General features: G+C 75.3%; 26 protein-coding genes and 1 rRNA gene. 14 read left to right on the top strand and 13 right to left on the bottom strand.

Annotation, left to right across the window (positions count from 1 at the left end; translation table 11 throughout):
* Positions 1–11 precede the first annotated feature (11 nt).
* A 5S ribosomal RNA gene (gene rrf / locus FHX36_RS14610) occupies positions 12–128 on the top strand.
* Positions 129–423: 295 nt separating this feature from the next.
* Here rrf and FHX36_RS14605 read toward each other — a convergent pair.
* Genes FHX36_RS14605 through FHX36_RS14595 form a run of 3 tightly spaced genes read right to left on the bottom strand, consistent with a single transcriptional unit; the run spans position 424 to position 2,404 of the window.
* On the bottom strand, positions 424–1,125 hold the full coding sequence (locus FHX36_RS14605) for a hypothetical protein (RefSeq protein ID WP_110553895.1): 702 nt from the start codon (positions 1,123–1,125) through the stop codon (positions 424–426).
* The gene (locus FHX36_RS14600; protein ID WP_110553896.1) at positions 1,122–2,045 is read right to left on the bottom strand and encodes an ABC transporter ATP-binding protein; all 924 of its coding nucleotides are present in this window, start codon (positions 2,043–2,045) and stop codon (positions 1,122–1,124) included. Before FHX36_RS14600 ends, FHX36_RS14605 begins: the two co-directional genes overlap by 4 nt.
* Positions 2,042–2,404 (bottom strand): GntR family transcriptional regulator, encoded by a 363-nt coding sequence (locus tag FHX36_RS14595; protein WP_110553897.1) that lies wholly within the window; start codon positions 2,402–2,404, stop codon positions 2,042–2,044. Before FHX36_RS14595 ends, FHX36_RS14600 begins: the two co-directional genes overlap by 4 nt.
* Before the next feature lie 196 nt (positions 2,405–2,600).
* Here FHX36_RS14595 and FHX36_RS14590 point away from each other — a divergent pair, with 196 nt between their 5' ends.
* The 7 genes from FHX36_RS14590 to allB are packed head-to-tail and all read left to right on the top strand — an operon-like array spanning position 2,601 to position 8,393.
* On the top strand, positions 2,601–2,903 hold the full coding sequence (locus tag FHX36_RS14590; RefSeq protein WP_110553898.1) for an urease subunit gamma: 303 nt from the start codon (positions 2,601–2,603) through the stop codon (positions 2,901–2,903).
* A gap of 32 nt (positions 2,904–2,935) precedes the next feature.
* Positions 2,936–3,280: an urease subunit beta gene (locus FHX36_RS14585; RefSeq protein ID WP_258373019.1), complete on the top strand. Its 345-nt coding sequence runs from the start codon at positions 2,936–2,938 to the stop codon at positions 3,278–3,280.
* Positions 3,280–5,001, top strand: coding sequence for an urease subunit alpha (locus FHX36_RS14580; RefSeq protein WP_110553900.1), 1,722 nt, complete (start codon positions 3,280–3,282; stop codon positions 4,999–5,001). Before FHX36_RS14585 ends, FHX36_RS14580 begins: the two co-directional genes overlap by 1 nt.
* Positions 5,001–5,648, top strand: a complete 648-nt coding sequence (locus tag FHX36_RS14575) for an urease accessory protein UreF (RefSeq protein ID WP_183513853.1) — start codon at positions 5,001–5,003, stop codon at positions 5,646–5,648. The genes FHX36_RS14580 and FHX36_RS14575 overlap by 1 nt, the downstream gene beginning before the upstream one ends.
* Before the next feature lie 18 nt (positions 5,649–5,666).
* On the top strand, positions 5,667–6,347 hold the full coding sequence (gene ureG / locus FHX36_RS14570; protein WP_110552827.1) for an urease accessory protein UreG: 681 nt from the start codon (positions 5,667–5,669) through the stop codon (positions 6,345–6,347).
* A 4-nt stretch (positions 6,348–6,351) separates the two neighbouring features.
* Positions 6,352–7,068, top strand: a complete 717-nt coding sequence (locus tag FHX36_RS14565; RefSeq protein ID WP_110552826.1) for an urease accessory protein UreD — start codon at positions 6,352–6,354, stop codon at positions 7,066–7,068.
* Positions 7,065–8,393, top strand: coding sequence for an allantoinase AllB (gene allB / locus FHX36_RS14560; RefSeq protein WP_110552825.1), 1,329 nt, complete (start codon positions 7,065–7,067; stop codon positions 8,391–8,393). Before FHX36_RS14565 ends, allB begins: the two co-directional genes overlap by 4 nt.
* A 4-nt stretch (positions 8,394–8,397) precedes the next feature.
* On the opposite strand, the gene FHX36_RS14555 is transcribed toward allB, so the two are convergent.
* The gene (locus FHX36_RS14555; RefSeq protein WP_181428823.1) at positions 8,398–8,553 is read right to left on the bottom strand and encodes a hypothetical protein; all 156 of its coding nucleotides are present in this window, start codon (positions 8,551–8,553) and stop codon (positions 8,398–8,400) included.
* An 88-nt stretch (positions 8,554–8,641) separates the two neighbouring features.
* Here FHX36_RS14555 and alc point away from each other — a divergent pair, with 88 nt between their 5' ends.
* A complete protein-coding gene (gene alc / locus FHX36_RS14550; protein ID WP_110552824.1) occupies positions 8,642–9,757 on the top strand; it encodes an allantoicase in 1,116 nt (371 codons plus the stop codon).
* Positions 9,758–9,760: 3 nt separating this feature from the next.
* Here alc and pucD read toward each other — a convergent pair whose 3' ends face one another.
* From pucD to FHX36_RS14535, 3 genes are read right to left on the bottom strand one after another with little or no spacing between them, the layout of a single operon-like run.
* Positions 9,761–12,130 carry a xanthine dehydrogenase subunit D gene (pucD, locus tag FHX36_RS14545; protein ID WP_258372822.1) on the bottom strand — a complete coding sequence of 790 codons (2,370 nt, stop codon included), beginning with the start codon at positions 12,128–12,130 and terminating at the stop codon, positions 9,761–9,763.
* Between the two features lie 38 nt (positions 12,131–12,168).
* A complete protein-coding gene (locus FHX36_RS23980) occupies positions 12,169–12,672 on the bottom strand; it encodes a (2Fe-2S)-binding protein (protein WP_110552822.1) in 504 nt (167 codons plus the stop codon).
* Positions 12,669–13,505: an FAD binding domain-containing protein gene (locus tag FHX36_RS14535; protein WP_110552821.1), complete on the bottom strand. Its 837-nt coding sequence runs from the start codon at positions 13,503–13,505 to the stop codon at positions 12,669–12,671. The genes FHX36_RS23980 and FHX36_RS14535 overlap by 4 nt, the downstream gene beginning before the upstream one ends.
* A 107-nt stretch (positions 13,506–13,612) precedes the next feature.
* On the opposite strand from FHX36_RS14535, the gene FHX36_RS14530 reads away from it, so the two are divergent.
* On the top strand, positions 13,613–14,986 hold the full coding sequence (locus FHX36_RS14530; RefSeq protein ID WP_110552820.1) for an 8-oxoguanine deaminase: 1,374 nt from the start codon (positions 13,613–13,615) through the stop codon (positions 14,984–14,986).
* Between the two features lie 64 nt (positions 14,987–15,050).
* Here FHX36_RS14530 and FHX36_RS14525 read toward each other — a convergent pair whose 3' ends face one another.
* The 5 genes from FHX36_RS14525 to egtE all read right to left on the bottom strand — a co-directional run bounded on the left by FHX36_RS14525 (position 15,051) and on the right by egtE (position 19,152).
* Positions 15,051–15,779, bottom strand: a complete 729-nt coding sequence (locus tag FHX36_RS14525) for an anti-sigma factor domain-containing protein (protein WP_183513852.1) — start codon at positions 15,777–15,779, stop codon at positions 15,051–15,053.
* Complete coding sequence (locus FHX36_RS14520) at positions 15,760–16,341, bottom strand: RNA polymerase sigma factor (protein ID WP_181428955.1); 582 nt, start codon at positions 16,339–16,341, stop codon at positions 15,760–15,762. The genes FHX36_RS14525 and FHX36_RS14520 overlap by 20 nt, the downstream gene beginning before the upstream one ends.
* A gap of 71 nt (positions 16,342–16,412) precedes the next feature.
* Positions 16,413–17,069 (bottom strand): class F sortase, encoded by a 657-nt coding sequence (locus FHX36_RS14515; protein WP_110554242.1) that lies wholly within the window; start codon positions 17,067–17,069, stop codon positions 16,413–16,415.
* A 25-nt stretch (positions 17,070–17,094) separates the two neighbouring features.
* A complete protein-coding gene (locus FHX36_RS14510) occupies positions 17,095–17,919 on the bottom strand; it encodes a DUF4397 domain-containing protein (protein WP_110554241.1) in 825 nt (274 codons plus the stop codon).
* A gap of 90 nt (positions 17,920–18,009) precedes the next feature.
* The gene (gene egtE / locus FHX36_RS14505; protein ID WP_183513850.1) at positions 18,010–19,152 is read right to left on the bottom strand and encodes an ergothioneine biosynthesis PLP-dependent enzyme EgtE; all 1,143 of its coding nucleotides are present in this window, start codon (positions 19,150–19,152) and stop codon (positions 18,010–18,012) included.
* 155 nt (positions 19,153–19,307) lie between these two features.
* On the opposite strand from egtE, the gene FHX36_RS14500 reads away from it, so the two are divergent.
* The 3 genes from FHX36_RS14500 to FHX36_RS14490 all read left to right on the top strand — a co-directional run bounded on the left by FHX36_RS14500 (position 19,308) and on the right by FHX36_RS14490 (position 22,304).
* The gene (locus FHX36_RS14500) at positions 19,308–20,282 is read left to right on the top strand and encodes an anti-sigma factor RsbA family regulatory protein (RefSeq protein WP_110554413.1); all 975 of its coding nucleotides are present in this window, start codon (positions 19,308–19,310) and stop codon (positions 20,280–20,282) included.
* A gap of 1 nt (position 20,283) precedes the next feature.
* Complete coding sequence (locus tag FHX36_RS14495; protein ID WP_183513849.1) at positions 20,284–20,760, top strand: DUF309 domain-containing protein; 477 nt, start codon at positions 20,284–20,286, stop codon at positions 20,758–20,760.
* Positions 20,761–20,837: 77 nt separating this feature from the next.
* Positions 20,838–22,304 (top strand): NAD-dependent malic enzyme, encoded by a 1,467-nt coding sequence (locus tag FHX36_RS14490; RefSeq protein ID WP_110554338.1) that lies wholly within the window; start codon positions 20,838–20,840, stop codon positions 22,302–22,304.
* Positions 22,305–22,308: 4 nt separating this feature from the next.
* On the opposite strand, the gene FHX36_RS14485 is transcribed toward FHX36_RS14490, so the two are convergent.
* Positions 22,309–22,830, bottom strand: a complete 522-nt coding sequence (locus tag FHX36_RS14485) for a TetR family transcriptional regulator (RefSeq protein ID WP_220036123.1) — start codon at positions 22,828–22,830, stop codon at positions 22,309–22,311.
* Between the two features lie 96 nt (positions 22,831–22,926).
* On the opposite strand from FHX36_RS14485, the gene FHX36_RS14480 reads away from it, so the two are divergent.
* Complete coding sequence (locus tag FHX36_RS14480; protein WP_246405490.1) at positions 22,927–23,853, top strand: NAD-dependent epimerase/dehydratase family protein; 927 nt, start codon at positions 22,927–22,929, stop codon at positions 23,851–23,853.
* Positions 23,854–23,935: the final 82 nt, after the last annotated feature.

Below are 23,935 nucleotides of genomic sequence, written 5' to 3'. Positions count from 1 at the left end.
GTTCACAGTGTTACGGCGGTCATGGCGAAAGGGAAACGCCCGGTCTCATTCCGAACCCGGAAGCTAAGCCTTTCAGCGCCGATGGTACTGCCCGGGGGACTGGGTGGGAGAGTAGGACGCCGCCGGACATAACTCCCAGGGACGGGGTCACAGCATCTGCTGTGGCCCCGTTTCTGCATTCCCGGGCTTTCACTTTCCGCGCCGAAAGCCAGCTCCGCCGATCAGCTTTCGGCGCCGAAAGCCGGGTCCGCCGGCGGCCGGTGGCGGATGTCCGCGCGGTCGCACCCTCCGTTTCGTCCGAGGGGACGTCCCGTGGGGTGGGCCCGGCGGGTGTCAGGGGATTCCGTCAGGGCAGTAATCCGGGCCGGAACCACGACGGCCGGCCACGGGATCCGTGGCCGGCCGTCGTGCGTACTCCGGGGATCAGGGCACTGCGCGCCGCAGCCCGAGGAAGGTGAGCGCGGCGAGCGCCGCGGCCACCGCGATCGGCAGGGTGATCGTGACGTCGGCGACCGAGAGGTCGGCCAGCCACCCGCCGAACTCCGTCCAGACTTCCCGCCAGGTGAGCCAGACCGCGGTCAGCCCGACCAGCAGCAGGGTCCCGAGCGCCAGGGCGTACATGCCCGGCGTCCCCCACCGCTTGAACACCACCCCGATGCCCATGCCGGCGAAGGCGCAGGCCAGCATCGGCAGCGCGTAGACGACGACCTGCAGTGCCGGGTTGCCGACGTCCAGCCCAGCGGGCGCCCAGAAGGCCAGTTGCATTCCCCAGCCGTCCGTCGCCTTCTCGATGCCGGCCAGCACGGTGAGGGCCACGCCGTAGCCGACCGCCGTCACCCCCGCCGTCAGCGCCGTGCCGAGGTAGAAGTCCCGTCGACTCAGGCTCAGCCCCATGGCGAACGGGAACATCTGGGTCACCGCCTGGACGAAGACGACCAGCACGGTGATGTAGAGGGAGGCCAAGCCACCCGTCTCGGCAGCACCGTCGGTCTCCGCCCCGACGTCCCCGAGCCCCCAGACGCCGAGGTTGATGGCGAAGGACGACAGCACGATGGCCCACGGCACCCCGACGCTCAGGGCCGGGTGCATCAGGTGCATGCGAGCGGCGCCGAGGACGCGGTTCATCGGGAGACTCCCTGCAGGTCGGAGGACGCGGTGGCAGCAGCTCGGTCGGTCGCGGCAGAGCTCAGGCTCATGGCGACCACCAGGTGCTGGATGGAGGTCGGCTCCACAGACAGCCCGAGCTCGGTGGCCATCCGGTGGGCGGTCGCCGTCCCGGTGCGGACGATCGCCCGCGACTGGCCGGCCATGGACTCGGTCTGCAGCAGCTGGTGCGCGGCGCCGAAGGTGGCCACCTGCCGGGCCGGACCGGTGACGGTGAGCGCGGTGGCCCGCAGCGTCTCGGCGTCGGCGTCGAGCAGCACCCGGCCGTGGTCGATCAGCAGGACGTGCTCGAGCAGGTCGCTGATCTCCTCGATCAGGTGCGTGGAGAGGACGATCGTGCGCGGGTTCTCGGCGTAGTCGGCGAGCAGCCGGTCGTAGAACAGCTGCCGGGCGACGGCGTCCAGCCCGAGGTACGGCTCGTCGAAGAGGGTGACCGGCGCCCGGGACGCGAGCCCGAGGACGATCCCGACGGCGGAGGTCATGCCGCGGGACAACTTCTTGATCGTCCGCTTCGCCGGCAGCTCGAAGTCCTCGACCAGCTGGGCGGCGAGGTCGTGGTCCCAGTCGGGGAAGACGGCCGCGGCTGCGGAGACGGCGTCGCACACCCGGAACTGGTCGGGGTAGCGCTGGTTCTCCTTGATGAAGCAGAGCCGGCTCAGGACGGCGTCGTTCTCGTACGGCGCCTCGCCGAGCACCTGCACCTGCCCGGACGTCGGCACCCGGTGCCCGGTGAGCAGCTGCATCATCGTGGTCTTGCCGGCGCCGTTGCGGCCGAGCAGCCCGGTGATGGTGTCGGCCTGGATCTCCGTGGTCACGCCGCTCAGCGCGGTGTGGCCACGGAACCGCATGGTGACGTCGGAGAAGGTGGCTGCCGCGGTCACGACCGACCACCCCGCTCCTGGAGCATCGTGGCGATCTCGGCGACGGTGATGCCGACCTTGTCGGCCTCGGCCAGCAACGGCGTGAGGTACTGGTCGGCGAACTCGCTGCGCCGCCGCTTCAGCAGCTGCTCGCGGGCACCGGTGGCGACGAACATCCCGACTCCTCGTCTCTTGTAGAGGACCCCGTCGCTCACCAGCTGGTTCAGGCCCTTGGCTGCGGTGGCGGGGTTGATGCGGTGGAAGGCGGCCAGCTCGTTGGAGGAGGGCGCCTGGCTCTCCTCGGCGAGCGAGCCGTCGACGATCGCGTCCTCCAGCTGGACGGCGATCTGCCGGAAGATCGGCCCGGCGTCCTCGTTCATGCCGTTCCGGTGAGCGAACGACGAACCGTTCGGCTCGCTGGTTCATTACTCATGTAATGAACCATAGGACCATGGAGCCGACCCTGGCAAGGCCTCGACGTCCGGCAGGTCGTGCGCCGCCCGGCAACAGGGTTGTCACACAGGGCGGTTAGGTTCCGGACCTCACCGCCAGGACACCCCCAGGAGGCCGACGACCGTGCTGCTCTCCCCGCACGAGCAGGAGCGGCTGATGCTCAGCTACGCCGCAGAGCTCGCCCGGCGTCGTCAGGCCCGGGGCCTGAAGCTGAACCTGCCGGAGGCGACCGCGATCGTCACCGACCACGTCCTCGAGGGTGCCCGCGACGGGCAGCGGGTCACCGACCTCATGCAGTCCGGCCGCACCGTGCTGACCAGGGACGACGTCATGGACGGCGTCCCCGAGCTGCTGGAGGAGGTGCAGGTGGAGGCGACCTTCCCGGACGGGACGAAGCTGGTCACGGTCCACCACCCGATCCCGTGAGCGCCAGCGAGCGGGACCATCGAGCAGAGCCCGTGAGCGGGGACGGGGGGACCCGCCGAGGCGTCACCCCGGGCGTGGTCCCGGGCGAGGTCATCCCGGCCGAGGGCGTCATCGAGACGCTGCCCGGGGCCCCGCGGATCGAGCTGCCCGTGCACAACACCGGCGACCGGCCGGTCCAGGTGGGCTCGCACTTCCACTTCGCCCAGGCCAACGCCGCCCTCGCCTTCGACCGCGCCGCCGCGCACGGCCACCGGCTCGACATCGCCGCCGGCACCGCCGTGCGCTTCGAGCCCGGCATCCAGCGCACCGTCACCCTCGTCCCGCTGGCCGGCGCCCGCGTCGTCCCGGGCCTGACCGCGGAAGGGGGGCTGGCCTGATGGTGCAGCTGTCCCGCGAGCGCTACGCCCAGCTCTACGGCCCGACCACCGGCGACCGGATCCGGCTGGCCGACACCGACCTGCTCATCGAGGTGACCGAGGACCGCTGCGGGGGCCCCGGGCGAGCCGGTGAGGAGGCGGTCTTCGGCGGGGGCAAGGTGATCCGCGAGTCGATGGGCCAGGGCCGGGCCACCCGGGCCGAGGGTGCGCCCGACCTGGTCATCACCGGCGCCGTCGTGCTCGACCACTGGGGCATCGTCAAGGCCGACGTCGGCATCCGCGACGGCCGGATCGTGGCGCTGGGCAAGGCCGGCAACCCCGACACGATGGACGGCGTCCACCCCGACCTGGTCATCGGCCCGGGCACCGAGGTGCTCGCCGGCAACGGCAGGATCCTCACCGCGGGCGGCATCGACTGCCACGTGCACTTCATCTGCCCGCAGATCGTCCCCACCGCCGTCGGCTCCGGGGTGACCACGCTGATCGGCGGCGGCACCGGGCCGGCCGAGGGCTCCAAGGCCACCACGATCACCCCCGGCGACTGGTACCTGGCCCGGATGCTCGAGGCGATGGACGGCATGCCGGTCAACGTCGCGCTGCTGGGCAAGGGCAACACCGTCTCGCTGGACTCGCTGGAGGAGCAGCTCCGGGCCGGGGCCAGCGGGTTCAAGCTGCACGAGGACTGGGGGTCCACGCCCGCGGCGATCGACGCCGCGCTGACCGTCGCCGGCCGGCACGGCGTGCCGGTGGCGCTGCACTCCGACACCCTCAACGAGGCCGGCTTCGTCGAGGACACCCTGGCCGCGATCGCCGGCCGGAGCATCCACGCGTACCACACCGAGGGCGCCGGGGGCGGTCACGCACCGGACATCATCACCGTCGCCGGACACCCGAACGTGCTGCCCAGCAGCACGAACCCGACCCGGCCGCACACGGTGAACACCCTCGACGAGCACCTCGACATGCTCATGGTCTGCCACCACCTGGACTCCTCCGTGCCGGAGGACCTCGCCTTCGCGGAGAGCCGGATCCGGCCGACGACGATCGCCGCCGAGGACCTGCTGCACGACCTCGGCGCGATCTCGATGATCGGCTCCGACGCGCAGGCGATGGGCCGGGTCGGGGAGGTCGTGATGCGGACCTGGCAGACGGCGCACGTGATGAAGCGGCGGCGGGGCTCGCTCGCCGGTGACGGCGTGGCGGACAACCTGCGCGCCCGCCGGTACGTCGCCAAGTACACGATCTGCCCCGCGGTGGCGCACGGCATCGACGGCGAGGTGGGCTCGGTGGAGCCCGGCAAGCTGGCCGACCTGGTGCTGTGGGACCCGAAGACCTTCGGCGTCCGCCCGCACGTCGTGCTCAAGGGCGGCATGATCGCCTGGGGCCAGATGGGTGACGCCAACGCCTCGATCCCGACCCCGCAGCCGGTGCTGCCCCGCCCGATGTTCGGCGCCTTCGGCCGCGTCCCGGCGCAGACGTCGGTGCACTTCGTGGCCCCGGCGGCCATCGAGGCCGGTCTCGCCGACCGGCTGGCCATCGACCGGCGGCTGGTCGCCGTCGGCGACACCACCCGGCTGGGCAAGGCCGACATGCCGGAGAACACGGCGCTGCCCGACATCCGGGTCGACCCGGACACCTTCACCGTCTCGGTCGACGGCGAGGTCTGGGAGCCCGAGCCCGTCGCCGAGCTGCCGATGGCCCAGCGCTACTTCCTGTTTTGATGACCGCCGCGCTGCTGACCCTCGCCGACTCCCGGCTGCCCGCCGGGGGGCACACCCACTCCGGTGGCGTGGAGCAGGCGATCGCGAGGGGGGTGCTCACCGACCCGGGCTCGCTGGCTGCGTTCCTCCGGCGGCGGCTGACCACCTCGGGTGCGGTCGCGGCCGGGCTGGCCGCGGCCGCCTGCCGGGCGGTCGACGCCGCCGACGTGGTGGCCGCGCTCGGCTCCCTGGACGCCGAGGCGGACGCCCGGACCCCGTCGCCGGCGCTCCGGGCCGCCTCCCGGCAGCAGGGGCGCGGGCTGGTCCGGGTGGGCGGCCGCGCCTGGCCGCACCCGGCGTGGGCGGCGCTGCCCGCGCAGCCGCACCACCCGCTGGCGCTGGGGGTCGCTGCCGCCGCCGGTGGGCTCGGCGCCCGCGACGCCGCAGCAGCCGCCGCCTACCTGTCGATCTCCGGGCCGGCCACCGCGGCCCAGCGCCTGCTGGCCATGGACCCGATCACCGTCGCGGCGGTGACCGCCCGGCTGAGCCCGGAGGTCGACGAGGTCGCCGCGGCCGCCCTCGACGGGCTGCCGGTCCCCGCCGACCCGCTGCTCGACCTGCTCGCCGAAGTGCACGCCGTGCGCACAGACCGGTTCTTCGCCTCATGAACCCGAAGGAGAGTCACCATGCCGCCTGACCACAACCTGGACGACTACGTCGACCCCTACAGCCCCGGCCACCGCCACGGCGGTCCGCTGCGGGTCGGGCTCGGCGGCCCGGTGGGCTCCGGCAAGACGGCGCTGGCCGCCGCGCTGTGCCGGACGCTGGGCGGCGAGTACGACCTCGCCGTCGTCACCAACGACATCTACACGACCGAGGACGCCGACTTCCTGCGCCGCAACGCCGTGCTGCCCGACGACCGGATCGAGGCGGTGCAGACCGGTTGCTGCCCGCACACCGCGATACGCGACGACATCACCGCCAACCTCGACGCCGTCGAGCTGCTGGAGTCCCGGCACCCGGGCCTGGAGCTGGTGTTCGTCGAGTCCGGTGGCGACAACCTGACGGCGTCGTTCAGCTACGGGCTGGTCGACGTGCAGGTGTTCGTCGTCGACGTGGCCGGCGGGGACAAGGTGCCGCGCAAGGGCGGCCCCGGGGTCACCGCATCGGACCTGCTGGTGGTGAACAAGACCGATCTCGCGCCGCTGGTGGGCGCCGACCTCGGCGTGATGCGCCGGGACGCCGACGCGGTGCGCGGCAGCAAGCCCACGCTGCTCATCTCGCTCCGGGAGGACCCGACGGCCGCGGCCGTCGCGGAGTGGGTGCGCGAGCAGGTGCGCACGAAGGCACTGCAGACCACCTCGTGACGAGATGAGGACGCTGGTGGAGGTGGTCGCGCGCTGCGACGCGCGCGGCCGCACGGTGCTCCCGGTGGTCCGGGCCAGCGGGCAGTACGCCGTCCGCCGGACCGGGCCGACCACGGTGCACCTGGTCGCGACGGCGTTCGGCCCGCTGGGCGGCGACGACGCGGAGATCCGGCTGGTCGTCGAGGCGGGTGCGCGGCTGAGCGTGCGCTCAGTCGCGGCCGCCGTGGTGCTGCCCGCCCGCGGGGAGTCGCCGCCCTCCCGCCAGCTGGTGCGCGCGGAAGTGGCCGGCGCGCTGGACCTCGCGCCGGAGCCGACCGTGGTCACCGCGCGGGCCGTCCACCTCGCCGAGCTGTCCGCCGACGTCGCCGACGGTGGGGTGCTGACCGCGACCGAGCAGGTGCTGCTCGGCCGCGTGGGGGAGGCACCCGGGCGCTGGACCGGTACGACCCGCGTCGTGTGCGAAGGTCGGCCGGTGCTGCACACCGCCGTCGGGCTCGGCCCCGGTGCGCCGGCCTGGCTCCCGCCGGTCGCCCCGCGCGCCTACGTCTCCACGGTCGCGGTGGGCGACCCTCGACCCGAGGTCGAGACCGGGGTCGACGCCGTCCGGCTGCCGTTGCCCGGCGGCTGGGTGGCCACCGCGTGGGCCGGCGAGCTGCACGACGCGGTGGACCGGCTGGCGTCGGTCACCCGTGACCCGCAACTGGTGGAGGTGACCCGGTGAGCAGCGCGTTCGTGGTTCGGGCGCAGCGGGTGGTGCTCCCCGACGGCGAGCGGCCGGCGGCGGTGCACGTGCAGGACGGCGTGGTCGCCGCGGTGAGCGGGTTCGACGACGCCGGCGACCACCCGGTCACCCTGGCCGACGACGAGGTGCTCCTCCCCGGCCTCGTCGACAGCCACGTGCACGTCAACGAGCCGGGCCGCACCGAGTGGGAGGGCTTCGCCTCCGCCACCCGGGCCGCGGCCGCCGGTGGCATCACCACGATCGTGGACATGCCGCTCAACTCGATCCCGCCCACGGTCACCGTCAAGGCGTTGCACGTGAAACGACAGGTGGCGCAGGGGCAGGTGAGCGTCGACGTCGCGTTCTGGGGCGGTGCGGTGCCCGGCAACGCGAGCCAGCTGCCGCGGCTGCTCGCCGACGGCGCGGTCGGCGTGAAGTGCTTCCTGCTCGACTCCGGGGTGCCCGAGTTCCCGCCCCTGGACGACGCCGGGCTGCGCGCCGCGCTCACCGCGCTCGCCGAGGTCGACGGCCTGCTCATCGCGCACTGCGAGGACGACGACGTGATCGACGCAGCGCCGGACGCGGGTGGGCGCAGCTACGCCGACTTCCTGGCCTCCCGGCCGGAGGCCGCCGAGGAGACGGCGATCGGCCGGCTGATCGCCGCGGCCCGGGACACCGGCGCGCGGGTGCACGTCGTCCACCTGGCCGACGCAGGGGCACTGCCGATGCTGCGGGCCGCGCGCGCCGAGGGCGTGCGGATCACCGTGGAGACCTGCCCGCACTACCTGACCTTCAGCGCCGAGGAGGTGCCCGACGGCGACACCTCGTACAAGTGCTGCCCGCCGATCCGGGAGGCCGCGCACCGCGAGGCGCTCTGGACGGCGCTGGCCGAGGGCGACATCGACCTGGTGGTCAGCGACCACTCGCCGTGCACCCCGGAGCTCAAACGGCTCGACGTGGGTGACTTCGCGCTGGCCTGGGGCGGCATCGCCGGGCTCCAGGTGACCCTGCCGGTGGTGTGGAGCGGTGCCCGCGCGCGGGGCCTGGCGCTCGGCGACGTCGTCCGCTGGATGTCCGCGGCGCCGGCCCGGCTCACCGGGCTGACCGGCAAGGGGGCGATCGCGGTGGGCAAGGACGCCGACCTGGTCGCGTTCGCGCCCGACGAGCGGTGGAGCGTCACCCGGCTGCACCACCGCAACCCGGTCACGCCCTATGCCGGCCGCGAGCTGACCGGGGTGGTGCGCCGGACCTGGCTGCGCGGGCAGCTGCTCGAGGACGGCGGAGCACCCCTCGGCCGGCTGATCAGCCCGCCGAGGGGGCACTGAGCCCCTACTGCTGGCGCTCTTCCTCGGCGGCCTGGTCGAGGATCTTCGGGTCGTCGTCGACCCCACCGGCGGGGTCGGCGTTGCCCAGCGCGGTCTCGGCGGGCAGCTGCTCGACGTGCTGCTTGGCGCGGGCCTTCAGGTCGTCGTCGGGGCTGGTCACTGGTGCCTCCCAGGGGTCGGTGGTCGATCGACCCTCCCCTACCCTCGCGGCGCGGGACAACCGCATCCGCACGAAGAAGTGGAGAACGATGACTCCGTTCACCGACCTGCCCGACCTCGCCCGTCGGGACCTCGGCGGAGCCGTCGTCGCGGCCAACGACGAGTTCTTCGCGGCCCGGGAGAACCTGGTGCTGCCGCACCCCGCCGTCGCGCGCACCGAGTTCGGGCACAAGGGCAAGGAGTACGACGGCTGGGAGACCCGCCGGCGCCGCAGCCCGGGCCACGACTGGGCGATCGTGCGGCTCGGCGCCCCCGGCACCGTGGCCGGCGTCGTCATCGACACCGCCTTCTTCACCGGCAACTACCCGCCGCAGGCCTCCGTCGAGGGTGCCGCGGTCGAGGGGCACCCGACGGTCGACGAGCTGGCGAAGGCCGACTGGCAGCCGCTGCTCCCACTGTCCGACCTCGCCGGCGACACCGCCAACGCCTTCCCGGTGACCTCCGACCGGCGGTGCACGCACGTCCGGTTGTCCATCCACCCCGACGGCGGCGTGGCCCGGCTGCGGGTGCACGGCACCGTCGTCCCCGACCCCCGGCTGGTCGACGCCGGGCCGTTCGACCTGGCGGCGCTGGAGAACGGCGGCCGGGTGACCGGGGTCAGCAACGCCCACTACGGCAGCCCGCACCAGCTGATCGGCCGCGGGCTGGCGCGCTCGATGGGCGACGGCTGGGAGAACGCCCGCCGGCGCGGCCCGGGCAACGACTGGGTCGACCTCGAGCTGGCCAGCGAGGGCGTGGTCACCCTCGCCGAGCTGGACACCTCGTACTTCCTGGGCAACGCCCCGGGCTCGGCCTCGCTCACCGGGCGCACCGCCGACGGCGCCGAGGTCGAGCTGCTGCCCCGCACCCGGCTGCAGCCCGACACCCGGCACCGCTTCGTGCTGGACGGCGCACCGGGCGTGCGGTCGGTCCGGCTCGACGTGTTCCCCGACGGCGGGATGGCCCGGCTGCGGCTCTGGGGCCGGCCGACGGCGACCGGCCGGGCGGAGCTCGGACGGCGCTGGTTCGACGCGCTGCCCGACGTCACCGCGCTGCAGGTGCTGGGCTCCCTCGGCGTCGACCCGTCGGAGGCCGGCCGGCTCGTCGGCCGCCGCCCGCTGACCGGCGAGCTGCCGCCCGCCGTGGCCGCGCTGCTCGACGGCTGAGGCTCAGCGGCCGGGGGAGGCGCCTTCCTCGGCCATCGTCCCGAGCGCGTCCTCGACCTCCTCGTCGGCCAGCACCACGGTGCCGATGAGGGTGGGGTCGGCCGGGCGGGGCGTCGTCCAGGTGACCGTCGGCGGCGTGCCCAGCCCGAGCGCGATGTGCTCGGGCTTGATCGGCACCGCGGGCAGCGCCAGCCCGGTCGCGGCCCGGACGGCGGCGGCCACCACCGGCACCGCGGTGCACAGCGGCGGCTCGCCGACGCCCTTCCAGCCGTGCGGCATCCCCGGCTGGGGGTCGGTGACGTAGGTGGACACGATCTCCGGGGCGTCGATGATCGTCGGGATCAGGTAGTCCTGGAAGTCCGGGTTGGTGATCCGCCCGTCGGCGACCACCACCTCCTCCATCAGCGCCAGGCCCATCCCCTGCACGATGCCGCCCTCGATCTGGCCGAGCAGCTGGGTCGGGTTGATGACCGTGCCCACGTCCTGGCACGAGGCGATCTGGACGACGCTCACGAGCCCGAGCTCAACGTCGACGTCGACCACCGCCCGCTGCGCGGAGAAGCCGTAGCCGACGTACATCCGAGCCTCGGGCGATCCCAGCGGGTGGGTGTCCGGGTGCTGGAAGTGCTCGGTGGCCCGGAACGTCCGGCCGGGCGCCGCCTCGGCCACGGTGGTCAGCGGCTGCCCGGCGGCGCAGACCACGCCGTCGGCCACGGTGAGCTCGGCGGCGTCCAGTCCGTGCTCTCGGGCAACCCGGCCCAGCAGCCGGTCCCGGACGGCGAGGCAGGCCCGGTGCACCGCCGTCCCGGAGGCCATCGTCTGCCGGGAGGCGGAGGTGGATCCGGCCGAGGCGATGAGGGTGTCCGGCTGGGTGACCTCCACCGTCGAGGCGCCCAGCACCGTGCGGGCCACCTGCTCGGCGACGGTGACGAAGCCCTGGCCGACCTCCGCGCAGGCGGTGTGCACGGTCGCGTGCCCGTCGCAGAGGCTCACCTCGGCCGTCGACTCGTCCACGTGCCCCTCGCTGAACGCCAGGTTCTTGATCGTCACCGCGTAGCCGACCCCGCGCCGGACGGTGCCGCCCTCGGCGGACCGGCCGACGCCGCCGGGCGCGTTGCGCGCCGGGCCCTGGGGGAGCGGGACGGCCCGGACGCCCTCGAGCACCTCGCGGACCGGGGTCGGCGCGTCGAAGCGCTGCCCGTAGGTGGCGACGTCGCCCCGCTGCAGCGCGTTGTGCAGCCGGACCTCCACCGGGTCCATGCCCAGCGCCGCGGCCAGCGCGTCCAGCTGGGCCTCGTGCGCGAACGCCGCCTGCGGCACGCCGAACCCGCGCATCGCCCCGCAGGAGGGGTTGTTGGTGCGCACCGACCAGCCCTCGAAGCGGCCGTTGTCGACGCGGTAGGGGCCCTGCAGCAGGGTGACCGTGTTGGTGATGACCACCGGGCTGGTGGAGGCGTACGCCCCGCCGTCGAGCAGCACCCGGCCCTCGACGCTGACGATCCGCCCCGATGCGTCGGCGGAGTGCCGCAGCCAGATGGTGCCGGGGTGCCGCTGCCGGTGCGCGAGGAAGGACTCCTCGCGGGTGTACTCGAACTTCACCGGCCGCCCGGTGGCCAGCGCGAGCAGGCAGGCGTGGGTCTGCAGGGTGACGTCCTCGCGGCCGCCGAACGCCCCGCCGACGCCGGCCAGCCGCACGTGCACCTTCTCCGGCGGCAGCCCGGTCGCCCAGCCGATCTGCTGCTGGTCCGAGTGCAGCCACTGCGTCGCGACGTCGATCGCCACCCCGCCGTCCGGGGTGGGCCAGGCCAGCCCGGCCTCGGGCGCGAGGAACGCCGGGTCCTGCATGCCGATCCGGTAGGTGTTCTCGACCGTGACCACGCCGCGGGCGTCGGGGTCGCCGCAGCGGTAGGAGACGTGCCGGTAGACGTTGCCGTCGGGGTGCAGCGGCTCGGCGGTCAGCGACAGCTGCGGGTCGGTGAGCGCCGGCAGCGGCTCGTAGTCGACCTCGACCGCCCGCGCGGCGCGGCCGGCGGTGGCGGCGTCGACGGCGGCCACCACGGCCACCGGCTCGCCGGCGTAGCGCACGACGCCGTCGGCCAGGACCGGTTCGTCCCGCAGGGTCAGACCGAAGTGCAGGTCGCCCGGGACGTCGTCCGCGGTGAGCACGGCGTGCACGCCGGGGAGCGCCCGGGCGGCCGCGGTGTCGATCCGGGTGATCCGGGCGTGCGGGTGCGGCGAGCGCAGCGTGACACCGACGAGCATCCCCTCGGCGGCCAGGTCGCCGGCGTAGGTGAACTCGCCGCGCACCTTCGCCGGCCCGTCCGGCCGCCGCGCCGACGTCCCGACCCCACCCAGCTGCGCTTGCTCGCGCACAACCGCGTGTACGTGTTCGCGCGAAACCGCGTCGGGGGTCATCGGGCCTCCCCGCGGCGGGTGCGGGCGGCGGTCTCCACAGCGGCCACGATCCGCCCGTAACCGGTGCAGCGGCAGAGGTTGCCGTACAGCGCCTCCTCGATCTCGGTGCGCGTGGGCTCGGGATTGCTCTCCAGCAGCTCCGTGGCGGCGGTGACGAACCCGGCCGTGCAGATGCCGCACTGCACCGCGCCCTCGGCCAGGAACGCCTCCTGGACGTCGGAGAGCTCGCCGTCCGGGCCGCCGATCGAGGCGATCGTCTCCACCGTGCCGCCGGCCGCCGTCGCCGCCGGCACCAGGCAGGCGCAGAGCACGTGCGGGTCGCCGTCGCCGAGGTCGGCGCGTACCGCGCAGGCCCCGCACCGGCCGTGCGCGCAGCCGGTCTTCGGGCCGCGGACGCCGAGCCGGTCGCGCAGCACGGTGAGCAGCGACTCCGACCAGCGGGCGGTCACCTCGTGCGACGTCCCGTCGACGGTGAGGGAGAACCGGACCTCGTCGCTCACGAGCCCAGCCCCCCGTCGACCGCGGCCCGGGTGACCAGCCGGACGGCGAGCACGCCGAGCGCGTGCCGCCGGTAGCCGGCCGAGGCGATCGGGTCGTCGGGTGGGTCGACCGCGGCGGCGACCGCGGCCCGCAGGTCACCGGCATCGGCTCGGCCGTCGAGCAGCGCGGTGGCCGCGGCGTCGACGTCGTCGGAGCGGAGCGGCGTGGGTGCGGCGTTGCCGAAGGCCAGCCGGGCTGCGCCGTCGCGGGAGACGATCGCGGCGCTGACCGTGGCGACGAACTGGGCGTTGCGCCGGCCGACCTTGGTGTAGTCGGCGAAGCCGGTGTGCGCGGGCAGCCGGACGGCGGTCAGCAGCTCGCCCTCGGCCAGCCCGGTGCGGCCGGGGGCGGTCACGAACCCGTCGAAGGGCACGGTGCGGGTGCCGGCCGCCGAGGTGAGCTCCAGGGTCGCGCCGCTGGCGAGCAGTGCGGGCAGCAGGTTCCGGTAGGGCAGCGCGCTCACCACGTTGCCACCGATCGTCGCCTCGGTGCGCACCAGCGGGGTGCCCAGCGAGGAGGCGGCCGACCGCAGCCCGGCGTCGGGCACGGCGGTGAGCGCGGCGACCGGGGTGCCGGCGCCGACGACCAGCTCGCCGTCGACGCTGCTCACCCCGCGCAGCCCGGCCACCCGGCGCAGCGAGACGAAACCGGCCGCCGTCCGGTTGCGCCACAGCAGGTCCGGCATGACCTCGGTGCCGCCGGCGACGACGACGGCGTCCGGGCGCTCGGCCAACGCGGCGAGCGCCTCGGTGACGGTCTCGGGGAGGGCGAAACGGGGTGCAGCCAGGAGCACGTACGGGCCTCGACTTCCGTGGTGGGACGGTCACGGTAGCCCCGGATCGTTCCGCGCAGATGACGGCCGGTGCGCTCTCCGACACACGAGGTGGGCAGGATGCGCCCGTGCAGACAGCTGACCTGCTCGTGCACGACGCCGAGCTGATCGCCACCGTCGACGACGCCCGCCGCGAGATCGCCGGGGGGTGGGTCGCCGTGACCGACGGCGTCGTCTCCGCGCTCGGCGGCCCGGCCGACCCCGTACCGGACGCCACCCGCCGGGTGGACGCCCGCGGCTGCCTGGTGACGCCGGGGCTGGTGAACACCCACCACCACCTCTACCAGAACCTCACCCGCGCCTACGCCCCCGCGCTGACCGGCGGGCTGTTCGACTGGCTGGTCACCCTCTACCCGCTGTGGGCGCGGCTGGACGAGGAGGCGGCGCACGTCAGCGCCTACGTCGGGCTGGCCGAGCTGGCGCTGTCGGGCTGCACGACCAGCACCGACCACTCCTACGTGCACCCGCGCGGCGGCGGCGACCTGATCACCGCCGAGGTGACCGCCGCCCGGGAGCTCGGGGTGCGGTTCCACCCCACCCGCGGCTCGATGTCGCTGTCCGTCAAGGACGGCGGCTTGCCACCGGACTCGGTGGTCCAGGAGGACGACGAGATCCTGGCCGACTCGCAGCGCCTGGTCGAGGCCCACCACGACCGCTCGGCGACGGCGATGACCCGGATCGCGCTGGCCCCCTGCTCGCCGTTCAGCGTCTCGACCGCGCTGATGCGCCGCACCGCCGAGCTGGCCGAGACCCTCGACGTCCGGCTGCACACCCACCTCTGCGAGACCCAGGACGAGGACGCGTTCTGCCTGGAGACCTTCGGCCGCCGCCCGGTCGACTACCTGGCCGACGTGGGCTGGATGACCGACCGCACCTGGCTGGCGCACGTCGTGTGGCCGGACGCCGGCGAGGTCGCCCGGCTGGGGGCCGCGGGTGTCGGCGCGGCGCACTGCCCGTCGTCGAACATGATCCTGAGCAGCGGGCTGGCGCCGGTGCAGGAGCTGCGCGCCGCCGGTGCCCCGGTCGGGCTCGGGGTCGACGGCTCGGCGTCGGCGGACTCCGCCTCGCTGTGGCTGGAGGCCCGGACGGCGATGCTGCAGGGCAAGCTGCGGCACGGCGCCGCGGCGATGTCCGCCCGGGACGCGCTGGAGATCGCCACCCGCGGCGGCGCGGCCTGCCTGGGGCGGACCGGCGAGATCGGCCAGCTGTCGGTCGGGGCGTGCGGTGACCTGGCGGTGTGGTCGCTGGAGGGCGTGCGGTTCGCCGGCGCGCTGTCCGACCCGGTGGAGGCGTGGCTGCGCTGCGGGCCGGTGGCGGCGCGGCAGACCGTCGTCGGCGGCCGGCTGGTCGTGGACGACGGCGCGGTGGTGCACCCCGGGCTCGACGAGCAGCTCGCCGTCCACCGCCGGGTCTCCGAGCGCATGCAGGCCGCGCTGGACTGACCCGACCTCCTCCAGTTTCCGGCGCCGAAACCTGGCTCGCTCTCGGCGCCGAGAGTGAGAACGGTCAGGTGGAGAGCTCGCCGCGGGCCACGGAGATGCCGGAGTGCGTCGGGTCGCCGTCCATCGGCTCGACCGAGACGTCGACCAGCGGGTACTCGCCCAGGTCGAGCCCGGAGGGCAGCGGCAGCACGGTGTCACCGGCCCGGACGACGCCGACCGGCACCATCCGGACGGCGTCGGGCTGCAGCAGCCAGACCTCGTAGTAGCCGTCGGTGAGCTCGGGGGCGTCCAGGTCGATCTGCAACGAGCGGACGCCGTCGACCTCGCGCACCTCGGCCCGGCCGGAGGCGTTCTCGGCGGCCAGCGGGTCGAGCGCGGTGGTGGCGACCACGGAGCCGTCGTCGTCGCGGGTGAGCGCGACGGCACCACCGCCGAGCACCCCACCGACCAGGACGGCGGCGGCCACGGTCAGCCAGCGGGTGGCGGGGCGCCGGGGCTGCAGCGGGACGACGACGGCGCCCGCCGGCTCGGCGGGGTCACCGGTGAGCGCCTCGGCGCGCGGGGCGGCGGAGACGCCGGTGGCCGCGGCGATGGCGTCCCAGACGCGCGGCGGCGGCGCGACCTCCGTGCCCCCACCGGACAGCGGCGGGACGGCGAGGACGTCGACCGGCCGGCGGAGCGAGGCGACCTCGGCCTGGCACTGCGGGCACGAGGCGAGGTGGGCGGCGTCGCCGGCGGGGAGCTGCTCGGCGAGCGCGGCCAGCGCGAGCTGCTCAGGAGCGCAGTGCTGCACCGTCCACCTCCAAGCGGTCCCGCAGGCGTTCCAGCGTGCGACGGATGTGGCTCTTCACGGTGCCCAGCGGGATGCCCGTGCGGGCGGCGATCTGGGCGTGGGTCAGGTCCTCGAAGAACGCGAGCTCGATGATCCTTCGTTGCGGCTGGCCGATCCGGTTCAACTCGCCGAGCAGCAGCACCCGGTCGGCGACCGCGCCGGCCAGCCCGTCGCCGCCGGTCGGGGCCGCGGCGGAGCGGGCGTCGGCGGCCACGGCCTCCGCGGACCGACGCTGCCGTTCCAGCTTCGCCCAGTTGTCCGCGATCTTGTGCCGGCAGATGCCGACCAGCCAGGCCGGGAGCGGGCCCGCGGCGGCGCTGTACCCGGCGCGGCCGGTCCAGGCCGACACGAAGGTCTGCTGGGTGACGTCCTCGGCGTCGGGTCCGGGCCCGAAGGCGCGCACCGCCATGCCGTGGACCTGGCCGGCCCACCGCTCGTAGGCCAGGGCGAGCGCCTGCTCGTCGCCGGCCGCGAACCGGCGGGCGACCTCGGCGTCGTCGGGGTCGGTGGTGACTGCTGACATCGGCACCACCTCCCTGACCATGCGTCGACCGTAGGGCGCGGACACCGGGAGGTGAACCCGGGGGACCGCGGTCACGGCAGCGGCTCCGCCACGACGACCACGTTGTCCTGGTAGCTGCGCAGCTCCGGCAGGAAGTCCCCGCCGCAGGTGACCAGCACCAGCCGTGGCGGCCCGGTCCGCTGGAAGAGCTGGTCCAGCGGCACCGCCTGCTTCTCGATCACCTCGCGGCCGACCACCTGCCAGCGGGTCACCACCCCCGCGGCGTCGGTCACCCGTACCTCTGCGCCGGGCTCCACGCCGCGCAGCGGCGCGAGCTCGCCGAGCCCCTGCTCCTCGTCGTCGACGTGACCGGCGAGGACCGCCGTGCCCTCGGTTGCACCCGGCACCGGACCGTACCGGTACCAGCCGGCGCGGCCGACGTCCTCGGGCAGCGTCATGGCGCCGTCCGGCTCGACACCGACCGGGTCCAGCGGGGCGTCGATGCCCGCGCCGGGGACCTCCAGCCGGACCGGCGGGACGGCGGTGACCACGGGTGGCGGGGTGGCCGGGCGGGCCGCCACCTGCGGCAGCGCACCGGCCGCCGAGGGGGCGGCCGGTGCAGGTGCCGTGCTGAGCACGGCGGCCACCGACGGCCCCGCCGCCGCCTCGGGCCGGGTCACCGCCCAGGCGGTCGGCAGGCCGACAGCGAGGACGGTGCCCAGCACGAGCACGGCGACGGGGGCGCGCACGGTGGCCTCCTGAGCTGACCGGGGGTCAGACCCGGGTGGCGAGCAGCCGGCGACCGGCCAGCGCAGCGGCGACCAGACCAGCGGCCGAGAGGGCGACCAGCGGGGTGGGCAGGCCACCGTCGTCGGCCAGACCCGCGGAGCCGCCGGGGACGCCGGACGGCGAGGAGTGCAGACCGCTCAGCGTCTGGACGGCGAGCTGGTAGCCGGCGTCACCGCTGCCCCAGGCGTAGACGATGGTGTTCGTGCCCTCGGCCAGGGTCAGGTCGGCCGGGCCGATCGCCACGGTGGTCGTGCCGGCGAGCACCACGTCGGCGGAGATCGTGCCGGCCGGGACGGTCAGCGCGGCCTCGTCCGGGTTGGTCAGCCCCGGGGCGACGACGGCGCCGCCGGCCCGGATGTCGACCGCGGGCGCCGCGGCGGTGTGCCGGACGGTGACCCGGGCCTGGCCGGCCGGGACGGCCGAGACGTCGTTGACGAACGGGGTGAGCACCGGGGCGCCCTCCGGCGTCAGGTGCGCGACCACGGTGGCGTTCGCGCCGGCCGGGACGGTGACGTCGTCGGCGCTGGCGGCCGGCTGGGTGCTGGCCGGGTCCGAGCCCGCCGGGTAGATGGCCAGGTCGTAGCTGCCGGCCGGCAGCTCCAGCGGGTCGGTGAGCGTGCCGGGCTGGAAGTCCGGGATCAGCTCCTCGCCGTTGGCGTAGACGTCGACCGGCACGCCGGGGACGGCGTGCAGGACCGAGACGGTGGCGGTGTCGGCCGCCAGGGCGGCGGGAGCGGCGAAGACGGCGAGGCCGCCGACGAGGCCGCTGGCCGCGACGGCGGCCAGGGTGGTGCTGCGGATCCGGCTCACGGTGGTTCCTTCCGGTGGGGGAGGCTTCTCATCCGTCCCTTCCGCCCCACCCCCGGCCGTGGATGCAGCGCCGCCGCACCGGGTCCCGGATCAGCGGGCGAGGGCCACCGCCAGCGCGTCCAGGTCCGCGACCGTGGCGTCCACGTGCGGTGACACCCGCAGCACCGGGCCGGTGAGCTCGCCGCGGGCCCGCTCCCGCCCGACCGGGGTGACCAGCACGCCGTGCTCGGCCGCGAGCCGGGCGGCCGTCGCGGGCACCCCCACCCCCTCCGGCGGGCGCAGCGTGGTGATCGCGGTCGGCTCGTCCAGCGGCTCCACCACCGTCCAGCCGCCGCGGCCGTCGAGGCGCTCCCGGGTGGCCCGGCCGAGCGCGGCGAGCCGGGCGCGCACCCGGTCCGGCCCCGCGGCCAGGTGCTCCCCGAGCGCGACGACCAGCCCCACCCGCCCGGCGACGTGCGCGTCGTGCGACTCGTACCAGCGGGCGTGGTCGACCCCGGCGCCGTCGTCGTCGAAGAGCGAGGGCGGCAGCACCGGGCTGAGCTGGGCGGTGACCGTCGGCCGCATCACCAGGAAGCCGACTCCGCGGGGTCCGGCCAGCCACTTGCGGGCGGGGGCGTAGGCGACGACGGCACCGAGGTCGCAGTCGACGTGCCCGAGCGCCTGGGCGACGTCGAGCACCAGCGGGACGCCGGCCGCGCGGCACAGCGCGGCGAGCTCGCGGCCGGGCTGGACGACGCCGCGGTGGCTGGCGACCAGGGTGACGTGCACCAGCGCCGGCGGGTCGTCGCGCAGCACCCGCTCGACGCCGGCCAGGTCGGCGCGGCCCAGGTCGTCGGCGGGCAGCACCACCGGCTGCAGCCCGCGGTCGACCAGCACGGCCAGGTCGTGCCAGTACTCCCCGGGCAGGACGCCGACCCGGGTGCCGGCCGGCAGCCGCCAGCGGTCGAACAGCGTGCGCACCGACGCCGAGGCGCTCTCGGTGAAGGCGACGTCGGCCGCCGCCATGCCGACCAGCCCGGCCAGCACGGAGCGGCCCTGCTGGAGCAGGCCGTCGGCGGCCCGCTCGGCCACGGAGGCACCCACCTCCGCCTCGCTGCGGGCGTGCCTGGCCACCGCGTCGAGCACCTGCGTGCTCTGCCGGCTGCACGCCGCGGAGTCGAGGTGGACCACCGCCGGCGCAGGCCTGGCTGCCCGCCAGGAGGTGCCCAGCTCGTCGTGCGGGAGAGCGCTCACGCCCCCGACGCTAGGGCACCGGCAGATGGGGCAGGATCACCCCGACGGGGGTCGTGCGTCACGCCAGGCCTAGGTCCGCTCCGGCCGGGTAGGGACCGGGTGGACACGGCTGCCAGCACGGCAGCTCCGCGACGACGGGACGGGGACCAGGGCACATGGACGGGGCAGCCGGGTCCGGGACGCACCGGGCGCTGATCGGCAGCTCCGACGAGGACCTGGTCGACGGCACGGTCGCCTTCGTGTGCGCCGGGCTGGACGCCGGCGAGCCCGTCGTCGTCGCCGTCACCGAGCCCACCGGCGAGCTGCTGCAGAAGGCGCTGGCCGACCGCCCGCAGGTGGTGTGGGCCGACTGGGCCGACGTCTACGGCAACGGCCCGGCCGCCGCGATCACCGCCGTCCGCCGGCTGGGCGAGCGCCACCGCACCCCGGCGAGCCCCGTGGTGCACGTCGTCCTGGAGCCCTTCGCCGGCCCGGACCAGGACACCTGGCGGGAGTGGCAGCGCTACGACGCCGTCCTGGACCACCAGCTGGACGAGGCCGAGCAGCTGGGCGTGGAGCCGCTGGTGGTGCTGTGCGTCTGCGACACCCGGCGGGTCCCCGCCCTGCTGGTCGACGCCGTGCGCGCCACCCACCCGCTGCTGCAGGTCGACGGCCACGCCCAGCCGAACCCCGGGCACGTCGACGCCGCCGAGTACCTGACCACCCTGCCGGTCCCGGCCGAGCCGCTGGAGGCCACCGAGCCGCTCATGCGCGCCGACGCCGTCCGCGACCTGCGCGGGCTCCGGCGCGACCTGGCCTCGCAGGCCGGCGGCGCGAGCCTCCCGCCGGGCTCCGAGCCCGCGCTCGAGGACTTCCTGCTCGCCGTCGACGAGATGACCACCAACGCGCTGCGGCACGGCCGCCCGCCGGTCGACCTGCGGCTGTGGGCCGGCCAGGACCGGCTGGTCTGCACCGTGACCGACCGCGGCGCCGGCCTGCAGGACCCGTTCATCGGCTACGGCCCCGCGCACGGCGACGACCTGTCGCTCGGCGGCATGGGGCTGTGGCTGGCCCGCCAGCTCTGCGACCACGTCGACATCACCCTCACCGACGACGGCGTCCAGGTCCGGCTCACCACCGTCCTGCGCTGAGGTGACCGGCAGCGCCCGCGACCGGGACGCAGCCGGGCGCGCCCGCAACGCCCGCCCGCGCGACGCGCTGGGCCGCCCGCTGCCCTACGGCGAGCCGGGCGAGCCGCGGGCCCCGGAGGGCGTCGTCCGCACGCCGACCCGGACGCTGCACGAGGCCCAGGAGCTGCTCGACGCGGGCCGCCCGTTCCACGCGCACGAGGTGCTCGAGGACGCCTGGAAGACCGGCCCGGACGACGAGCGCGACCTGTGGCGTGGGCTGGCCCAGCTCGCCGTCGGGCTGACCCACGCGGCCCGCGGCAACACCGCTGGGGCGGCCACCCTGCTGGCCCGGGGCGCCCGGTCGCTGGGCACCGCCGGCGCGGCGGCCGAGCGGCACGGCGTCGACGACGCGGGCCTCGTGGCCTGGGCGGCGCGGCTCGGCGCGGCCGCGGTGGGCGGCACCCCGCTCGACCTCACGCCGCCCCAGCTCCGCCGCTGAGCGCGCACGTATTCCACGAAGCGGGACGACGCCACCGCGTGGTGGAAGTATCGGCGGAGCAGTGCCAGGATGGCGACGTGACCGCCCTCACTCCCGACCAGTCTGCCCCCGCCGTCCACCGCGGGCCGGTGACGTCGGCGTCCTACTCCATCACCGTGCGGCTGGCGGCCGATGGTGACCCGGCCAGCGTCGGCCGGATCGCCACCGCCGTGGGCAGCGCCGGCGGGGCGGTGACCGCCATCGACGTCGTCGAGTCCCGGCCCGACGGGCTCACCGTCGACGTCACCTGCTCGGCCGCGGACGCCGCGCACTCCGACGAGGTCGTGGCCGCGCTCGACGCGGTGGACAACGTGCACGTGAAGAAGGTCAGCGACCGCACCTTCCTGCTGCACCTGGGCGGCAAGCTCGAGGTCGCGTCCACGGTGCCGCTGAAGACCCGCGACGACCTCTCGATGGCCTACACGCCAGGCGTGGCCCGGGTCTGCATGGCGCTGTACGAGCACCCCGAGGACGTCCGGCGGCTGACCATCAAGGGCAACACCGTCGCCGTCGTCACCGACGGCTCGGCGGTGCTGGGCCTGGGCGACATCGGCCCGGGCGCCTCGATGCCGGTGATGGAGGGCAAGGCCGCGCTGTTCAAGCGGTTCGGCGACATCGACGCCTGGCCCATCGCCCTGGACACCCAGGACGTCGACGAGATCGTGCGCACGGTCGAGCTCATCGCCCCCGGCTTCGGCGGCATCAACCTGGAGGACATCGCCGCGCCGCGGTGCTTCGAGATCGAGGCACGGCTGCGCGAGAAGCTGGACATCCCGGTCTTCCACGACGACCAGCACGGGACGGCGATCTGCGTGCTGGCCGCGCTGCGCAACGCGCTGCGGGTGGTCGACAAGCAGCTGGAGCAGGTGCAGGTCGTCGTCGCCGGAGGTGGCGCGGCCGGGACGGCGATCGTCTCGCTGCTGCTGGAGGCCGGCGCCACGAAGGTGCTGGTCTGGGACCGGGAGGGCATCCTCTCGCCCGACGACGAGCGGCTCTCCCCGGCGAAGCTCGACCTGGCCCGTCGGACGAACCCAGGCTGCCGGCGCGGCGAGCTGCCCGACGCGCTGGTCGGGGCGGACGTGTTCATCGGCGTCAGCGCGGCCAACGTCATCCAGCCCGAGGCGCTGGCCGGGATGAACGAGCGGGCCGTGGTCTTCCCGATGGCCAACCCGACCCCGGACGTCGACCCGGTGCGGGCCCGGCAGTACGCCGACGTCGTCGCCTCCGGGCGCTCGGACCTGCCCAACCAGATCAACAACGTGCTCGCGTTCCCCGGCGTCTTCCGCGGCCTGCTCGACGCCCGCGCCAAGGAGATCCGCCCCGGGATGCTGCTGGCCGCCGCCGAGGCGCTGGCCGCGGTGGTGGGCGACGACCAGCTCAACGCCAACTACATCATCCCGAGCGTCTTCGACCCGGCCGTCACGCAGGCCGTCGCGGCGGCGGTGGAGAGCTCGGCCCGCGCCGAGCCCGGCGCGACCGTCCGGGTGGCCGCCGACGCGGACTGACCGGTCAGGCGGGCGAGGTCACCGCGCGCAGGTGCTGCAGCGAGTCGGTGATCAGCTCGGCCAGCGGGCGGTCGTTGTCGGCCTCCAGCCACCGGTGCAGCGACACCCGGAACAGGATCGCGCCGAGCTCGGCGGTCAGCGTGGCGGCGGGTTCGGGCACCCCCCGGCTGCGCACGGCCTCGGCGAGCTCGGTGGTGACCACGGCGAACTTGAGCATCTCGCGTTCCCGCAGCTCCGCGTTCGAGCTGATGATCGCCTGGCGGGCGCGGGCCTGCTCGAGGTGGTCCGAGAATGCCTCCTCCGCGATCACCTGCATCGCCGCGGTGATCACCTCCAGCAGCGGCTGGGTGGGCGGTGCCTCGGCGATGGTGCGCAGCAGCACGTCCCGCGCGTCGTCGGCACCGGAGAACAGCACCTCGCGCTTGTCGGCGAAGTGCCGGAAGAAGGTCCGCTCGGTCACCCCGGCGCGCTCGGCGATGGCGGAGACCGTCGTCCCCTCGAAGCCGCGCTCGGCGAACAGCTCCATGGCCGCTTCACCGAGGCGGCCGCGCGCACCCGGCTCCCATCGACCCACGAGGTGCATCCTAGGTGATGTCAGGAGCTGTCATCGGCTGCTACGGTCATGACAGTCCCTGACATCGAGGAGCGCACCATGCGGGTGTTGGTCACCGGAGCCTCCGGTCTCATCGGTTCCGCCGTCGTGCCCGAGCTGCTCAGCGCCGGCCACAGCGTGGTCGGGCTGGCCCGGTCCGCCGTCGCAGCCGACGCCGTCGCCGCCACGGGCGCGCAGGTGCTGCCCGGCTCGCTCGAGGACGTCGACGGGCTTCGTGCCGCGGCCACGGTCGTCGACGGCGTGGTGCACCTGGCCGCCGACCCGGACGGCCACCGGTCCGCCCGTGCCGCGGTGGTCGAGGCGCGCGCGATCGAGGCGCTGGGCGCCGGCCTCGCGGGCAGCGGCGGTCCGCTGGTGGTCGCCGCCGCGCTGCTCGGCCTGGCGCCGGGGCGGCCGGTCACCGAGCGGGACCCCGCACCCGCCCACCGGCTCGGTGCCAGCCCGCGGGTGCTCGGCGCCGCGGCAGCGCTCGCCCTGGCCGGCCGCGGCGTGCGGGCCAGCGTGGTGCGGTTCGCCCCGGCGGTGCACGACGGCGCCCGGCGCGGCGTCGTCGGCGAGCTGGTCGGGACCGCCCGGGCCCGCGGGGTCTCCGGGTACCTGGGCGACGGTTCGCAGCGCTGGCCCGCGCTGCACCTGGCCGACGCCGCGCGGCTGGTCCGGCTGGCCGCCGAGGGAGCCCCCGCCGGGTCGGTGCTGCACGGGGTCGCCGAGGAGGGCGTGCCGCTGCGGGTGGTCGCGGAGGAGATCGGCCGGCACCTGGGCCTGCCCGTCGCGCAGGTGCCCGCTGCGCACTTCGGGCGGCTGGGCGGGGAGCTGGCGGTCGATGCGCCGGCGTCCAGCGTGCTGACCCAGCAGCTGCTGGGGTGGCGGCCCACCCGACCGGGCCTGCTGGCCGACCTCGGCCGCTGGTCCACCGACCTGGCCGCCGCCCGCTGACCCCGCCCCACCCGACGCCGCCCACCCCGAAGATGGTCATCTTCGGGGTGATGAGGAGCCCGCAGATGGCCATCTTCGGGGG

Source organism: Modestobacter versicolor (assembly GCF_014195485.1).
Taxonomy (GTDB): Bacteria; Actinomycetota; Actinomycetes; order Mycobacteriales; family Geodermatophilaceae; genus Modestobacter; species Modestobacter versicolor.
Note: the sequence above shows the minus strand (reverse complement) of the source record. Positions and strands in the feature narration are given on the sequence as shown.